Source organism: Alistipes sp. Marseille-P2263, from assembly GCF_018101075.1.
GTDB classification, from domain to species: domain Bacteria; phylum Bacteroidota; class Bacteroidia; order Bacteroidales; family Rikenellaceae; genus Alistipes; species Alistipes dispar.
On record NZ_JAGQEJ010000001.1, the window covers coordinates 193444 to 208549 of the forward strand.

General features: G+C 52.6%; 20 protein-coding genes. 5 read left to right on the forward strand and 15 right to left on the reverse strand.

What is annotated here, in order from left to right; genetic code table 11:
* Entirely contained in the window at nucleotides 1-2358 is a 2358-nt protein-coding gene (locus KB554_RS00760) for a hypothetical protein (RefSeq protein ID WP_211034638.1), read from the forward strand.
* 3 nt (nucleotides 2359-2361) lie between these two features.
* Here KB554_RS00760 and KB554_RS00765 read toward each other — a convergent pair whose 3' ends face one another.
* Both KB554_RS00765 and KB554_RS00770 read right to left on the reverse strand, forming a co-directional pair.
* Nucleotides 2362-3117: a DUF2971 domain-containing protein gene (locus KB554_RS00765; protein ID WP_211034639.1), complete on the reverse strand. Its 756-nt coding sequence runs from the start codon at nucleotides 3115-3117 to the stop codon at nucleotides 2362-2364.
* Between the two features lie 74 nt (nucleotides 3118-3191).
* Entirely contained in the window at nucleotides 3192-3695 is a 504-nt protein-coding gene (locus KB554_RS00770) for a hypothetical protein (RefSeq protein WP_211034640.1), read from the reverse strand.
* Between the two features lie 353 nt (nucleotides 3696-4048).
* Between KB554_RS00770 and KB554_RS00775 the strand changes: the two genes are divergently transcribed.
* Genes KB554_RS00775 through KB554_RS00785 form a run of 3 tightly spaced genes read left to right on the forward strand, consistent with a single transcriptional unit; the run spans nucleotide 4049 to nucleotide 7130 of the window.
* The gene (locus KB554_RS00775; protein ID WP_211034641.1) at nucleotides 4049-6187 is read left to right on the forward strand and encodes a hypothetical protein; all 2139 of its coding nucleotides are present in this window, start codon (nucleotides 4049-4051) and stop codon (nucleotides 6185-6187) included.
* A gap of 4 nt (nucleotides 6188-6191) precedes the next feature.
* Nucleotides 6192-6425, forward strand: coding sequence for a hypothetical protein (locus tag KB554_RS00780; RefSeq protein ID WP_211034642.1), 234 nt, complete (start codon nucleotides 6192-6194; stop codon nucleotides 6423-6425).
* Nucleotides 6426-6428: 3 nt separating this feature from the next.
* On the forward strand, nucleotides 6429-7130 hold the full coding sequence (locus tag KB554_RS00785) for a BspA family leucine-rich repeat surface protein (protein ID WP_211034643.1): 702 nt from the start codon (nucleotides 6429-6431) through the stop codon (nucleotides 7128-7130).
* Here KB554_RS00785 and KB554_RS00790 read toward each other — a convergent pair whose 3' ends face one another.
* From KB554_RS00790 to KB554_RS00800, 3 genes are read right to left on the reverse strand one after another with little or no spacing between them, the layout of a single operon-like run.
* A complete protein-coding gene (locus KB554_RS00790; RefSeq protein WP_211034644.1) occupies nucleotides 7131-7583 on the reverse strand; it encodes a hypothetical protein in 453 nt (150 codons plus the stop codon).
* A gap of 36 nt (nucleotides 7584-7619) precedes the next feature.
* On the reverse strand, nucleotides 7620-7886 hold the full coding sequence (locus tag KB554_RS00795) for a hypothetical protein (RefSeq protein WP_211034645.1): 267 nt from the start codon (nucleotides 7884-7886) through the stop codon (nucleotides 7620-7622).
* A 35-nt stretch (nucleotides 7887-7921) separates the two neighbouring features.
* Nucleotides 7922-8959: an alcohol dehydrogenase gene (locus tag KB554_RS00800; RefSeq protein ID WP_211034646.1), complete on the reverse strand. Its 1038-nt coding sequence runs from the start codon at nucleotides 8957-8959 to the stop codon at nucleotides 7922-7924.
* A 96-nt stretch (nucleotides 8960-9055) separates the two neighbouring features.
* Between KB554_RS00800 and KB554_RS00805 the strand changes: the two genes are divergently transcribed.
* Nucleotides 9056-10198, forward strand: a complete 1143-nt coding sequence (locus KB554_RS00805) for a competence protein CoiA family protein (protein ID WP_211034945.1) — start codon at nucleotides 9056-9058, stop codon at nucleotides 10196-10198.
* Nucleotides 10199-10354: 156 nt separating this feature from the next.
* Here the strand turns inward: KB554_RS00805 and KB554_RS00810 are convergent, their stop codons facing one another.
* The 10 genes from KB554_RS00810 to KB554_RS00855 form a co-directional block, all read right to left on the reverse strand.
* The gene (locus KB554_RS00810) at nucleotides 10355-10642 is read right to left on the reverse strand and encodes a hypothetical protein (protein WP_211034647.1); all 288 of its coding nucleotides are present in this window, start codon (nucleotides 10640-10642) and stop codon (nucleotides 10355-10357) included.
* Between the two features lie 150 nt (nucleotides 10643-10792).
* Nucleotides 10793-10990 carry a DUF4314 domain-containing protein gene (locus KB554_RS00815; RefSeq protein WP_277927707.1) on the reverse strand — a complete coding sequence of 66 codons (198 nt, stop codon included), beginning with the start codon at nucleotides 10988-10990 and terminating at the stop codon, nucleotides 10793-10795.
* Between the two features lie 75 nt (nucleotides 10991-11065).
* Nucleotides 11066-11284 carry a hypothetical protein gene (locus KB554_RS00820; protein ID WP_195579402.1) on the reverse strand — a complete coding sequence of 73 codons (219 nt, stop codon included), beginning with the start codon at nucleotides 11282-11284 and terminating at the stop codon, nucleotides 11066-11068.
* A 266-nt stretch (nucleotides 11285-11550) separates the two neighbouring features.
* Nucleotides 11551-11763, reverse strand: coding sequence for a hypothetical protein (locus KB554_RS00825; protein ID WP_211034649.1), 213 nt, complete (start codon nucleotides 11761-11763; stop codon nucleotides 11551-11553).
* Nucleotides 11764-11814: 51 nt separating this feature from the next.
* Nucleotides 11815-12237, reverse strand: coding sequence for a hypothetical protein (locus tag KB554_RS00830; RefSeq protein WP_211034650.1), 423 nt, complete (start codon nucleotides 12235-12237; stop codon nucleotides 11815-11817).
* A gap of 115 nt (nucleotides 12238-12352) precedes the next feature.
* Nucleotides 12353-13129: a hypothetical protein gene (locus tag KB554_RS00835; RefSeq protein WP_211034651.1), complete on the reverse strand. Its 777-nt coding sequence runs from the start codon at nucleotides 13127-13129 to the stop codon at nucleotides 12353-12355.
* 7 nt (nucleotides 13130-13136) lie between these two features.
* Nucleotides 13137-13919: a DNA adenine methylase gene (locus KB554_RS00840; protein ID WP_242116205.1), complete on the reverse strand. Its 783-nt coding sequence runs from the start codon at nucleotides 13917-13919 to the stop codon at nucleotides 13137-13139.
* 10 nt (nucleotides 13920-13929) lie between these two features.
* Entirely contained in the window at nucleotides 13930-14439 is a 510-nt protein-coding gene (locus KB554_RS00845) for a hypothetical protein (protein WP_211034652.1), read from the reverse strand.
* On the reverse strand, nucleotides 14424-14711 hold the full coding sequence (locus KB554_RS00850) for a hypothetical protein (protein WP_211034653.1): 288 nt from the start codon (nucleotides 14709-14711) through the stop codon (nucleotides 14424-14426). Before KB554_RS00850 ends, KB554_RS00845 begins: the two co-directional genes overlap by 16 nt.
* A 35-nt stretch (nucleotides 14712-14746) precedes the next feature.
* Nucleotides 14747-15106: a hypothetical protein gene (locus KB554_RS00855; protein WP_211034654.1), complete on the reverse strand. Its 360-nt coding sequence runs from the start codon at nucleotides 15104-15106 to the stop codon at nucleotides 14747-14749.

The window sequence follows — 15106 nt, forward strand, 5'->3', positions numbered from 1 at the left end:
ATGTCCCGGAGAATCGCCGATTTGCTTATAAAGATCGGAGCTGACTCGCATGAGTTCCAGCAGAAGGCGCAGCAGGTCGAGAAAGGGCTCGGCTCGCTCCAAAAGAAGCTGACCTCCGTCGGCAGGTCGCTCTCGCTGAAGCTCACCGCACCCCTTGCTGCCTTGGGCGGCGTATCGCTGCACCTGGCCGACGTGCAGGCCAAAGCCGAGGCGAAGGTGCAGCAGGCGCTCAAGGTTACGAATCAGGCCGTCGGTTATAACTTCCGACAGTTGGCCGACTACGCTTCGGAGTTGCAGGGCAAAACGATTTTCGGCGACGAAACGATTCTCGACAAATCCACCGCCCGTCTGTTGGCTTTTACCAATATCACGGGCGAGAACTTCAAACGCACGCAGGCGTTGGCATTGGACCTCGCCACAGCGTTGGAGATGGATTTGGGTTCGGCGTCGTTGCAGTTGGGCAAGGCGCTCTCCGATCCCGCGACGAAACTCTCGTCGCTGTCGCGTGCCGGCATCACCTTTTCCAAGGAGCAGACGAAGGTAATCAAGAAACTCGCCGAGACGGGCGACATAGCCAAAGCGCAGGCGATGATCCTCGACGAGTTGGAGCGCAAGTTCGGCGGGCAGGCCGAAGCCGCCGCACGGACGGGACTCGGAGCCGTGCAGCAGCTCAAGAATGCGTGGGGCGACTTCCTCGAACGGATCGGTGCGGCCATCATGCCTTTCGCGACGAAGATAGCGAGTGCGCTCTCGACGGTCGTACAGATGTTGCAATCGATGTCGCCGGCGATGATGCAGACGATCGTCGTCGTGGCGGGGCTGGTCGCAGCGGTCGGTCCCCTTTCGCTCGGAATCGGCGCCGTGATCAAGGTACTGCCGATGCTGGCGGCAGGATTTACGGCATTGCTGTCGCCCGTCGGATTGATTATGGCGGCGGTCCTTGCGCTCGGTGCGGCATTCGCCTACGCCCGCATCCAAAAGCAGAAGATGATCGACGAGATGGCCGAGACCGAATCGCTCGACGAGCTCGAACGCAAGTTGCAGGAGAATATCGCCGAGCAGAAAGAGATCATCGCCACGACGACCAAGACGCGGATGGTTCCGAATTTCGGTGGATTGGTCGCCGGATTTACCTTGCAGAAAGTCCCCGACGAATCGAAACTCGCACCCCTGCGCAAGGAGTACGATCTGCTGACGGCAGCGATCGAAAAGAAACGCGAAACGGAGAAGAAGGCGGCCGAGGCGCAGGCCGAACTGGACAAGGTAACGGACGAGGCTCGCAAGCAAACCGAGGAGTTGATGAAGTCCATCGCCGGAACCAACGCGCAGACGGAGCAGAGCACGGGCATCATCGGTAAATTGCAGGCGCGGATCGAGGCCCTCGAAAAGAAGAAACTGCTGCCCGAATCGACTGTCGAAGATATCGCCGCGGCGAACGCCGAGATCGAGAAGCTACAAAAAGAGCTGGAGCGCATCAGGAATATCAAGCCCGAAGACCTGAAGCCCGTCGTCAAGATGGACGGTATTCTGCCCGCGGGCTTCGAGTTGGAACTGCCGGCGCCGAAACTCGAAATGGGCGATCTGAAACCCGTAACATCGCAATATGCGCAGCAGATGCAGGCGATATTCGGTGCGGTGCGCGAAGGGCTTTACGGCTGGGCGGACGACAATAGCGCATACTTGCAGGAGCACGTCGCCGATACAGTCTCGATGGTCGAGAATTACACGACGGCACTGACGGCAAAAGGCTGGTCGTTCTCGGCGGCATTGGAGCATGTCCACGCCACGATTGCGGAGGTGATGACGCGCTTCGATCAGCAGGTGTCGAAGTTTATGGCCGACAGCATCGTCGCAGCAGCGGAGGCTATCGGGCAGATCATCGCCGGCGATTTGGGATTCGGAGGGCTGATGAAAGCGATCCTGACGCAGTTCGCCAATTTTCTGAAAAATATCGGCTCGCAACTCATCGAGTTCGGCGTGATGATCATTGCCTTCAAGTCGGCGTTGAAATCCGTCCTCGCCAATCCGTGGGCGGCGATCGCCATCGGTGCAGCGATGGTCGCGGCAGCGGCCGTGATGACGGCACTCATCAATAAGAATGCGGAGAAGAGCGTGCCGGCATTGGCCAACGGCGGTCTGGCATACGGTCCTACCTATGCGATGGTCGGCGACAACCCCAATGCCGGCACGGATCCCGAGGTCATCGCACCGCTGTCGAAGTTGCAGGCGATGCTCCCGACGGGCGGCAGTATGCAGAACCTACGAATAACCCTCGGCGGTCAATTGACTGCCAAGGGCCGGGATTTGGTGTATGTTCTCGGAAAAGAGAACTTCAAGTCAGAGGTGTTGGGTGGGTAATCTCTAAATTAGGTCTATCTGAATAGGATTAAATCGATATAATACAGATTTGTTTATAGAATCTTTCGGATATGAGTATTTCTTTTGCAAATATTCCTTATAAGCCGTGAAATAAGACTCTTCACATCTCGGATCAAACGATATTTCTTCTATAAAATCAATTGGATCTATATCATATTGCTTAATATTATTACCTCCAGATGAAGAAACTGCTTCCATATAAATAAGCCTCAGTTCTTGCTCATGGCTGAAATTATTACGCTTAAAAAATAATGATTCTTTACCTATTTTGTCAATATCAGATAGCGATATGGGGGTATTCGCTTCAATCCATGTTATTAGATCTTTTTTAGTTTTATAACTTACTGCTCCCATAGTTGTTGTTGCCATACAACTATCATCTGTATAGGCAGAATTATATAATTTAGATAGGGTCGTTTTTATTCTCACACTTTGTTTGTCAGGTGAATAAATTCTCCATAATGCGTCTGAATCTTTAAAGAAACTCCAACACTGACCAAAAATTCGAGATGCGACCTCATCGGCAGATACAAATCCTTTGGATGATTTAAAATTACTTTTGAAAAAGAAATTTTCATAAGGATCTTCCCATAAATTAATTTTAACAAGAGTGTTTGTGCGTGTTTGCAACATCTGCTCAAGCCTACTCATAGGCATAATACGATAAATAGCCGTATCATCTTTTTTATCAGACAAATAAACTTTATTTCTTTCTTTGTATTCAGGATAGGTTAGCATAGGTGATTATATTTTTTATAAAGATATATAATTCTCTTTATTTTTAAACAAAAAAGAACATATTTTTGTCCTATTTATTTCCGAACGCAATCCAACATTTTGAGTTCGTCGTATTGCTGCTGGAGTTTCCGACGGATCATTTCGTTCAGGACATCGAGGTGTTCGCCGACAAGGACGGCGTCCGCTTCGGTCAAGCCGTATCGTCGTATCGATTCCGGAGTCAAACGGAGCGGAGCGTTGCGGCGCAATCCCATTTCGCAATGGTGATAAAGGAACGATTCGTAAATACGTTCGATGTATTCAGCGGTCAATTCTTCCACGGTTTCGATATGCACCTCGTGGAAGATAACGACGAGCGGATCGTCGAGTGCAACCGCATCGCCCCTACCGAAAAACTCCCGCAAAGACAAATATTCGCCGTCTGCATTTTTTATCGAAAATGACAGGACCGATGCGTGTTCCCACAGCGCATAAATAGGATGATGCGAGCGTTCCAACGCTGCAAGAAACGACCGCAATATCCGTGCGGTCAACGGTCGCACGACACGGCGATCCGGTATTCGATTCGTTGCTTTCATAATCATCGAAATGGCAGATAGGATCGCGTCTGTCCGCCGGGCAAAAAAGAACGTGGGCCTACTGCCGCTTATACTGGAGAGGTACTGGTATACCCACAAAGGATAAGCACATATAGCCCACGCCGTAAAGCAGGGATATGACCATATCCCGAACCTTACGGCGAGAGCCGTTCGATGCGAGAATACGGTGTGCTCAACCCTTTGTTAAAAATTACCAGTTTTCTCCAGAGTCAAGTCGGATAATATGTCACACTCCGGCTGTGCGGAATGCAACTACAAAGATAAGGCATTCTTCGGAATTAGGGACTTTGTATCCCGAAAAAGGTTCGGCGAAGCGTTATTTTCACGTCGTTATGGACGAAGTTCGCATCAAAGACCTCGCGAGCGCTTCGGGACAGTTGGCGGAGTTCGACGCATTCGAGTTCATCGTCGACGTCCCGACAGCCGCCGCATCGATGAAGGTTTCCGGCAAGGAGATCAAGGGTGTGATGGCTCCGAAGAGGCATACGCACGCCGTCTCCGACATCACGGGGCTGTCCGGCGAACTCGACAAGAAGTTGGACAAGAAAGGCGGTACGATCTCGGGCGACTTGTCGGTTATGGGTGATACGTACCTGCGACGGCTTCATTTGGAGGAGTTCCTGGAAGTTCCCGAATACCGCTACAACCGCATCGAAACGGTCGTCGGCGACAAATGGTCCGCTCCGGGCGGCGGCATCGTCGAACTCGTCTCGCCGGAAAACCGGACGTTGGTCGTCAAGTTGGAGGAGGGCGAAACAAGCACCCTACGCGAGAACGACCTCTGTATGGGTATCTTCCTGAACTCCGCAATGGACGCATCGAGCAGCAATACCGTCGATTCGGATGACTCGTTCGGCAACCGCACCTATGCCGGTTTCACGACCTGCTACTTCCGGCTTACCGAGTGCCTCGACCGCGACACTTACGCCGAATGGCGGTACGAACTGCGCGAGGGTTACCCCTACCATCCGCAGGCGGCGATGCAGTTCGTGGCATTCGGCAATACGACCGACAAGGAGCGCCGGACCTCCCGCTACGAAACCCGCACCTACTTACGCTTCCTCACGGGTATGGACGACTGGACGATCCGCACGGAGAATATCGCGGCGCAGTTCGGCGACTTGTCGAATCTCAAGGCGCACGGTCTGGATATGAGCGGTTATTCGGCCTACCTGAAGAACATTTACCTCACGGGGTTCCTCTCGGACAAGTCGGGCGACTCATGGTTCGACTCCGCGACGGGCGATATGCAGCTTTTCAATCGTTCGACAGGTTATGGCATAAGTTTCCGCAACGGCATCCTGCGCTTCGGTCGCATCGACCCCGCGAAACCCGATGCCGGAACGGATTTCGACGAGTTGATGCAGACGATCTCTTCGACGCTGGAGACGCTCGGCCGTATCAACTCCGACGAATATGTTTCGCCCGTCGAGAAATCGTTCCTGAAAGAGCGCTTGCAGGATATCCGAACCGAATACGAGCAACTCCGCGCCAATGCCCTGCGGCTGCTCTCTGTGTTTCGTTATCGCAGCACGAATGGGAAATTTCTTATGGTGCACGGTAAGCGGCGCGCCGTCCGGTTGCTCGCCGACGAGTGGACGCCCTACGAAGATGCCTATCAACGAGCCGTCGCCGCTATCGGGAAATATACGCAGCCGGAACCGGAGTTCATTCCGATCGGGGATGATTTCGCCGACATAGAGGCTTACTATACGGCCCGCCGGACGATCGGAGCGCTCTTGGACGAAGCGGCGAAAAGCGACAACAGCGATCTGGAGTATCTGCGCGAGAACTTTCAGGATATCTCGACGGAGATCGAAGCCGGAAGCGGAGTGGTGCTGTCGGGGTTCGTCGGCGTAAAAGACGATACGGACAAGAAGGTCGTGGCGGGTATGGCGGGCTGCGCATTGAAAGGCGCTCCGGCGTCGAAACACGGCAAATTGATGTTCTTCGCTGGTGCTGACGGCATCGAGAATGCCGCGACGGCTGCCACACGCATCTACGAAGACGGACACGTCGAAATGGCGAGCGGCATCTTCAGCGGATATTCGAAGGTACAGTTCAAATACTTCACGGACGAAGGTACGGACTACAACGCCTCGACCCGCAAATATACGCTAAACCGCAACTTCAACCTGATCGCCAACGGCGCGGATTTCGGCAGTTACATCGTTTGGCTGAACCTGCCCGTATCGTCCGAGTATATCGGCAGCGTGGTGAACCTCTACGATTGTCCGATCCGCACCCGTTCCTCGCCCAGTCTGGTACTTGCGGCGGACGACACGCAGTCGGGCATCGTGACGACACTGAAGAAAGATGCCTACGGGATGGGCTATCTGCCGGTTCCTCGTATCGAAACCTACGGAGGACTGCTGCAACTGTTGGCTGTGCCGTCGCCCTATTCCTCCGCAAAATGCATGTGGCACGTAACTTATCAGATGATGTCCGAATTCAGGATTTACGAAGAATAAAATTATGGCAATAGAACAAACAGAGTCGATTATAAGACGGCCTGCAACCGGATCGGATACCGATACGATCACGCTCTCGCAACTTCCGAAGGTAACAACCTTGGCTACGACCGACCTTATCGAAATCGACCGCAACGGTACGGGGGCTGCCGTGACTTATGCGACGTTGGTCGATGCGATGACCGCCGCGCTCGGACTGACCGGTATCGAGGAGGCGCTGAACCATATTATCGGATAGCGTATGGCAGACTTTACTTCACTCGTTTTGCGGCTCGATGCACTGCGGCAGCACCTTGCCGGGACGCTCCGCGACAAAGGCGTGGCGACAACCGACGAAGAGACGTTGGCATCGCTCGTCGATAAAGTCGCATTGGTGGACAGCACCAGCGGAATGAATCAGATCCGCAATGGTTACCAGCTCTTTCGGGGCAATACGACGATGTCGGTATTTCCGGAACTCGACACGGCGTCGTTCGATTCGATGTATCAGATGTGCTACGGCTGTACGGCGCTGGAGCGCGTGCCGACGCTCGACACCTCGAACGTCGCGAATATGATGTATGCCTTCTACGGTTGTACGAACTTGCAGGAGATCGGCGGACTGGACACCTCGCGCATTACCTCCGCCTCGGAGTTGTTCCACGGCTGCAAGAGCCTGCGCATAATCGGCGGAAGACTCGATTTCAGCAAGGTAACATCGAAGATAGACACGACGTTCATCTCCTGCTCCGCACTCGAAACGGTAATCATCGACGGCCCCGTCGATGTAGACATCGCCGTGAACGGTTGTCCGAAACTCACGGTCGAAAGTTTGGTATTCCTGTTGAACGCGCTATCCGATACCGGTAATGGCAAGACCTGCAATATCGGAGCGAAGAACCTTGCGAAACTGAATGCTATCCAAAAAGCGATCGCGACAGACAAAGGGTGGACGCTGACATAATTATGGTTCGAGTTTGAGGGTAATCACCCCGTCTTTAGCCTCTTTTTGGAAATCTTCAGCAAATTGCAACCATTTTTCCCAATGTTCTTTTAGAATGGCTTTACGTTGGGTGTCCGTCATTTTGGATTCGTTCATAAACGTGGTATAACATATATACAAGGCTTCGACTTTATCCTTATGGCTATCTCCATCTTCGCTTTCTATTCCATCGACTGCCGAATAAGAAAAACAGATCCCATCTCTAACACGAAAGGCGTATTGTCCCTTTTCGCCATACTTCTCGTGATTACGGTTGATTCCCTCGTTCTGTTTGAGAGGCATTGCAATTGTATTCCTTGATAGATATCTTGCGGCTATTTCATTTGCTGTTAGCGAGTCGTCTTTCAAAAAGCGTTCATTGTAACGTTGTATAAAATGGCTCGTATAAGCATGAATTTGTCTGATGGCCATCATTTCGCCATCTGGGGTATGTTTATAACCACCGGCACCCTATTTGACAATGAATCGATGTTTCCCATTATGAACGATGGTAAACGATCCTATTTCAGGATTTTCTATTCTTGCCCTACTTTCAGCATAAAAGTAAATGACGTATTTATTATTGGTTGAAGGGATCGTATAATCGTAAAGTTCCCATGCCGGAAACCTCATCGTTTTTTTGAAGGACTTGATCGCTTTCGGCAAAAGATAGTCTATCTTAATATCGACCTTTTTCTTATCTGCTGCGAGATGATCGTACATCTCTTTATAAGTCATTGTCGGAAGAATCATTATTTGTTATTTTACAAAATTCATTCAATTGTTATCGCTACCTTAATCACTCCGTCGCGGCGGTTTTCGAAGAGGTCGTATGCCTCAGCGATGCGGCCGAGCGGATAGCGGTGCGTGATGAGCGGCGTGGTGTCGATCTCGCCCGCCTCGATCAGCCGGAGTATCTCGGCGCAGTCGCAGCCGTCCACGCCACCCATCTTGAAGGTGAGGTTTTTGCCGTACATGTCGGGCAGCGGCAACACCTGCGGCCGGTCGTAGAGCGCAACAATGACAACCGTCGCGTTGGGGCGGGCGCACTCCCACGCCAGGCGGAACGTATCCTCGGCTCCGGCCACCTCCAGCACGACGTCGGCGCCGCCGTGATCGCTGTTCGCAAGAACCGCCTCGCGACACGCCTCCGGTGCGATAGTCAGCACCTTGGGATAGTGCTCCCGCACGAATCGCCGCCGTTCGGACGACTGTTCGCAGACGATGATTCGCTTCGGATGTTTCAACCTCGCGCAAAGCAGCGTGCAGATACCCGTCGGTCCGGCACCGATAATCAGGACCGTGTCGTCGGGCGCAATCTCCGAAATCTTCGCCGCCCAATAGCCCGTGGCCAGAATATCGCCGACGAACAATGCCTGCTCATCGCTCACCGTATCGGGAATGCGGTTCAACCCTTGATCGGCATGCGGCACGCGGACATACTCCGCCTGCCCGCCGTCGATGCGGCAGCCTAAGGCCCAACCTCCGTCGGGATCGGTGCAGTTGTTCACGTAGCCGCGCTTGCAGAAGAAGCATTCGCCGCAGAAGGTCTCGACGTTGACCGTCACGCGGTCGCCGGCCTTTACGCTACGCACCTCCGACCCGACCTCCTCGACGATGCCGACCATCTCGTGTCCGACGGTGATACCCTCGACGGCGCGCGGCACGCTGCCGTGCTTGATATGCAGGTCGCTGGTGCAGATGCTCGCGAGCGTCACGCGCACGATGGCGTCGCGAGAGTCCTGTAAGGTAGGTTTCGGCTTGTCGAGCAGCCCGAACCGGCCGTGTTCGATATAGGTATAGGCTTTCATGAAATTTTTTTACAAATTTAACTTTTCCCGAACAAAATAATATATGATTTATAGATAAATAGTATCTTTATAGAACCAAATATAACTATTGCCACTATGAAAGATCTATCTATCACATATGCACAGGATGTAGACAACAATCTTATTTCAGTAAAAAATGCTTGTAAGGGACAGCGGTATTTTTGCATCGAATGTGGAGAAGAGTTGATGCTTAAGGTTAGCAAAATTCCGCCGGGACAGAAATATTATCGCAGGTCTCATTTTTCCCACCGGAAAGATAGTAATTGTCATCCGGAGACAGTACTTCATAATCAGTTCAAAAGAATGGCCGCTGCTTTTTTGGAGCGCAAAATAGAAACCGGTCAATCATTCGATATTTCATGGGGATGTGACGAATGCGACGAGATACATCAATATAATTTATTAACCGGCGTCGCATCCGTAAAGGTCGAATATCGATTGCCTGATTGCCAGCCGGATATCGCTTTGCTTACGGCAGATAATATGGTAAAAGCCGTTATCGAAATCGTTGTAAAGCACAAGCCGGAAGATTATGCCGTGAAATACTATAAAGATAACGAGATAATTCTTATTCAGATTGATCTGCAATCTTTTGATGATATAGATCATTTGGAAGAGCGGCTCCAGCATCCGACAAAAGTTGCATTCTGTCTGTCTCCCGTTTGTGAGATATGCGGCAAACGCAAGAATACGGCGCGTATGCGGATCGTCGATACCCATTGTTGGAAATGCGGAAATAAGATGAAAATGGCACTTATCGATGGATGCGCATATTCCTATCTTGGCCCGACTGATTTTAATAAAAACGAGTTGCGATTAGCCGCCAAGCATGGTGTAACCATCAAAGAGCGATATAGTCAAACCGTGGAAGATTCCTACTTGGCAAATGTTTGTAACACCTGCAATGCGTTTATAGGAGACTTTTACCTACACGAATATGTAGAATCTCCATATACACCCATAGACCTCGGATATAAATGTTTCCACTGTATAGAGGATGCGAAATATCGCAAGGCGGAAGAGGATCACGAAAAAGAGCAAAAACGGGGAAAGGAACGAATCGCGCGGGAGATGAAGATAAGGGAGTTGAGAGAACGCAACGAAATAAAACCATGTCCAGAGTGCGGTGGAATTTTGGAAATCAAAAACGGACCATATGATGCGTTTTACGGATGTTGCAATTATCCGCAATGTACGTATACCGAAAAAATCGATTGATAAAGATTGCCGGAGCCGCACATGATGCGGCTCCGGCTGCAATAAACAACTGATGGAGCACAATAGATTTCCTATCGAAAGAGATGCGTGCAACCCTGCTCCGGGGTTAGGACGGATGCTCCCCGCTGCTCGAACGGGGAGCATCCGTGCGTCGGTCTATTCCTCTTCGCCTTCGAACCACTCGCGGAAGTAGTCGTAGAAGCGCTCTTTGGTCCTATCCGCCATGCGATCGAAATTCGTCAGGACGAACTTGCGACCTTCGGTATTCCACTCGGCCGGGGTCTCGATAGCCCGGAAATTTACCGGTTCGACGATTACGCCTTCGTACTCTTCCATCAATTCGCGAGCTTTGCGAGCCATATCGCGCACCTCGTCCGTCGCCTGCGCCCAATTCGTGGCATTCTTCGGGAATCTCTCTAAAAATCGTTCGATGTTCGTTCTCATAATTCGCTCTTTTTTAGTTGTTTATCGTACTGCAAACATAACATCGTTATTCGGAACACGCAAGTTGTTCGGCGACTATTATCATATTTATTTTCAACAGATTAGATATTACAAAAAGATGGCGGAACCGAGCATTATCATTGCAGGCGATTATTCCGCTTTCTCGATAATTACGAACCGATCGACTTCGGGAATGACTGCCAAGCCTCCCCACGTGCCGTGCAGTTGTCCGAGCGAGTCGATGAACTCGATCGTACCCTCCTTGCCGTCGTAACGGCTGTCCTCGTCGCGAAGATGGATAATGCGAATCTTGTCGCCTACCGTTGCATTTGCATTCATCGTTTTCATCTCTTTATGTGTTTCCCGGTTTCGGGTCTTAACCCCGCCGAGGAAGATTTCTCGGCGGGGTCGTCTCTCGTTTCGTCAATCAGCCGTCTCTTCCGATTCCCAACGCTCAGCGAGCAATGTGAGGATCCGGTTGTTGATGTCGTGATTCGCATTCGATAATTCGCCGTAGCGGTTACCGGCACGTCTGTTCTCGTCGGCAAGGCGTTGCATCTCCTTACGGTTCTTTTCGAATTCGACCTCCAACCGGTCGAGTTCGGCATCGATTTCCGTTCTTTTTCGATTCGCTGTATTCATAATCGAATCGTTTAATAGATTGTAGTTCAATTGTTTATTGCACTGCAAACATAACATCATCTTTCGGAACATGCAAGCCATTTTGCAATTATTATCTCATTTAAGTTCAGATGATTACTCTCCTTTCTGTTGCCTAAAAAATGTCGGGAACGGCATCGTTTCGATGAAACATCGTCTCACGATAAAAGAATCCCGGAGCCATGTCATACGGCAAGACCCCGGGCACAATAAACGACTGAATGGATAACCGAGAAGCGGACGACCGCTTACAACACTTTGCAGACTTCTGCCAACGCCTCCCGCTCCTCGGCATCGAGCATACAGACGAAATCGTCGTTGCTATAATAGCTGCCGTCTTCATTCTGTACCTCGAAGCAGCGATCATCGGCCGATTGGAGCACCGAACGCAGGGCATTGTACTGGGTTATCGTGATACCGGTAATCGTATAGGTTCCGGCTTGAGTGTAATCGACTTTCATACCTATTCGTTTTATCCGCACCCCGTCGCAAGGCGGGGTGCGGCGTTCGACTTAGTCAATCGGGAATACCTCTTGCCATCCGACTCTCGATACGGTGCGGGACCGATCTGTCCGTCGAATGATATAAGGAATATTGCTACGGTCCTTTACGTCGTCCACGAATTCATAAACTATGCAGTCGCCTTGCAGCCGGAAGCGCTGACCCGCCGAAAGTTTATCGATCCGAGTAGCCGGCTTCAGATATTCGGATAGGCGTCCCGTGTTGCAGATCTTCTTCCAACGGATCTCATTCGACTGCGGGTCTATCTCGACCTCGACGATCAATTCGTCGCCATACTTGTCTTCGGTTTTCAACCATACTTTGATCGACCCGTCGGCAGGCTCTATACTCTTCACCGTTACCTCCGAGAATTCGTAATCGCTCTGCTGCTGCATGTAGGTCATCGCAATCTGTTTTGCTTGTTCTCGTGTCATTTTTTTGGGGTTTTAATTGTTTATTATTCAGTTGTTTATCGTACTGCAAACATAACATCGTTATTCGGAACACGCAAGTTAATTCGGGTTTATTATCGCGTTTATATTCAGGCATTTAGAATAGCATTGGAGTATTTTCGAGAAGCTCCATTCTGCGCTCGACCTCCTCGAAAGTCTGCCCGTATTTGAAACCTTCGGATGACTTATTTTCGACCTTCGAGAGTAGTTGCAGTTCGCGCCACAATTCAGGATGACGGCGGCGCAGGTCGGCGAAAACCGGAATGCGGCAATTCGGGCAGAACCAACAACCGCCACGATGCGAGGTTCGGTAGAGAGGTGACAGCAGATCGTACTCTTCGCATTTGCGTCGGGCGTCCGCCTCGGTATACCCGTACTTGGCGAGCAGACTCGTTTTGCGGATATACCCTTTATCCTGCATCCGCGCGAGGCGTCTCGGTTCGTCGGCCGCGATGCCGACGTACTGCACGACGCCACGCTCTCGGTAACGGGCGTAATAGCGATGTATGGGCTGGATTTTGAGATCGCGGTTGGCGCTGCACTTGCCGCCGATGAGCCAGCCGCGCAGCATACCCTTGTGCGCACCGCTCCCAATGACCGTATGGAATAACGCAAGATAGTCTTTCTCCGAACGGACGACATCGACTCGAACGCCCAATGCGGCAAGATGCGGAATCGCCGTCGAGTAGATCCACTCGATGTGTTCGGGAATCTCACCGCTGATGTTGCGCCGGTGGTCGAACATCACCTCCGAGAAGACGGCGGCATCGAGCGGCTCGCCATGCTCGAGGGCAAGAAGGATCGTAGCGATCGAATCCTTGCCGAACGAACACGAAGCGATATAGGCGGGGTTATCGTAAGCGAATGTACCCACGTCGGTATCAGTAATTCGTCGTAATCCACTCTTCCTGCCGGCGGCGGGAGACCTTCGAGGCGGTGATGGTGCGGTCGAGCCGATGAATCGTCCAGCCATGTTCGGCGGCGAGGCGTTCGATCTTCTCATGCGGGAACATCGTCAGCATGAACTTGCCCTTGATTGTCGCGAGTGTGTTGAGCAACCTCGAAAAATCCTCCTCGTCGAACGTGCCGTTGTAGTGTCCGCAATCGCTGCCGACATAGGGAGGATCGACGAAGTGGAACGCTTCGGGACAGTCGTAGCGGCGGATGACATTGATGCCGTCTTCGCACTCGACCGTAACGCGGCCGAGGCGGCTGCACAACTCCTCTGTGAAGGCTTCTTTCGCATTGCGGAGTTTCAGCGTCGTCGTGCCGCTGCGGTCGTAGCCGAACGTTCCGTCGATCATCGAGGCGAAGCCCAACTTCGTGCATACCCACACCGCCCAAGCCCGCTCAACGGGCGTAAAAAACGACGGATGCTCGTTGATATGCCGAGCGTGCGCGTGTATCTCGCGGCTGTGGAGCGTCGCGTCGATCATCGCCTTGAGTGCCGCATACTGCGTCTGCGCCACGCGGTAGAAGTTCACCAATTCGGTGTTCGTGTCGTTGATGACCTCGCACGGCGCGGGCGGCTTGGCGAACAGTACGGCGCAGCCGCCGCAGAAGGCTTCCGTGTAAAGCGTATGTTCGGGAATCAGCGGCAGGATATGCTTCAGGAGCATCTGCTTGCCGCCATAGTATGAAATCGGAGTTTTCAATCTGGCCATAAGGGTTCGGTTATCGGAGTTTTAAGAATAAGAGCAGCAGAAGCGTCAGAACGACGAGCGCTGTCGCCCATTTGAGCCACGCGGCACCGGAGGAGGGTTGTTCGTCGATCTGCTCCTGCACGTCGTTGCGGGCTGCCGTGTTGATGCGGCTATGCGAAATACTGTCGGTAAGGATCGTGCGGTCGTTCTGCATCGACACCTCGGTATAGACGACGTGTTTGACCGGCTGTCGGGAAACACTCGTCGCCGGAATCTTCGGAGGCGGAAGAACGGCGCGGAGCGTGTCGGTCGGATTCGGGAGCCGGTCGTCGCTCGGTTCCGGATATTCCGCCGGCGGATAAAACTCCACAACGGTCCGGCAGAGCGTTCCGATCTGCCGCTCGAACTCCTGCCGGAACAGCGTCGTAAAAGTCGAGTCGGTGATAGCGAGCGTTTCGTGCCGCTCGGATCGCGTGCTTCGAAGCGGAGAGCAGCCATTGGCGGCGATCGTCAGGATAATCAGGGTTATTTTCGGATACATCGTTTCATTGCTTCGATTCGTTCCATGCGTTCCTGCATGGTCGGTTCTTGCTTTGCGGGAACCGGCGGCTCCTCCCACGGCAGCGGGAACATCTCGGTCATCGGGCGGCGGTCTTTGCGGTCGAGTCGGATGCAGGTCGCAACCCATACCGCCCACCGTTCGCGTTCCCACGCCTGCCGCTGCCTGTCGCCCTCGCACTTCGCCCAGCCGAGCCACACATAGATGAACTCTGCGGGCGTCAGCCGTTCGAAGGCTTCGGGCGCCAGTCCCATCTGCCCGACGGCGATGGCGAACCATCGCTCGTAGGTTACCGCTTGCGGCTCCCCGTCGTCGGGCGTTTCCCGTTTTTTGAGAGGTCACCCAACTTATCCGTCAGCGGCGCGATGCTCTCGACGAAGAGTTCCGAGACGGCGAGAATGAGCGACGGCTCCTCGTCGAAGATGTCCCACACCTCGTCTTCGGTGTAGCGACAGTCGCTGCCGGCACGCCGTGCACCCTCGTTGAGTCCCGTGGCGGTCAGCGCGACGATGCTGTCCAACGATCCGAGGGCATCGGTCGAAGCGACCGTTTGCCCGAACTCCGCACCGCGCTGCTTGACGAACTCGTCGATGGCGCGCAATCCGAAATGGATCGGACGCGGAGAGCCTTGAATGATGATCTCTTTCAT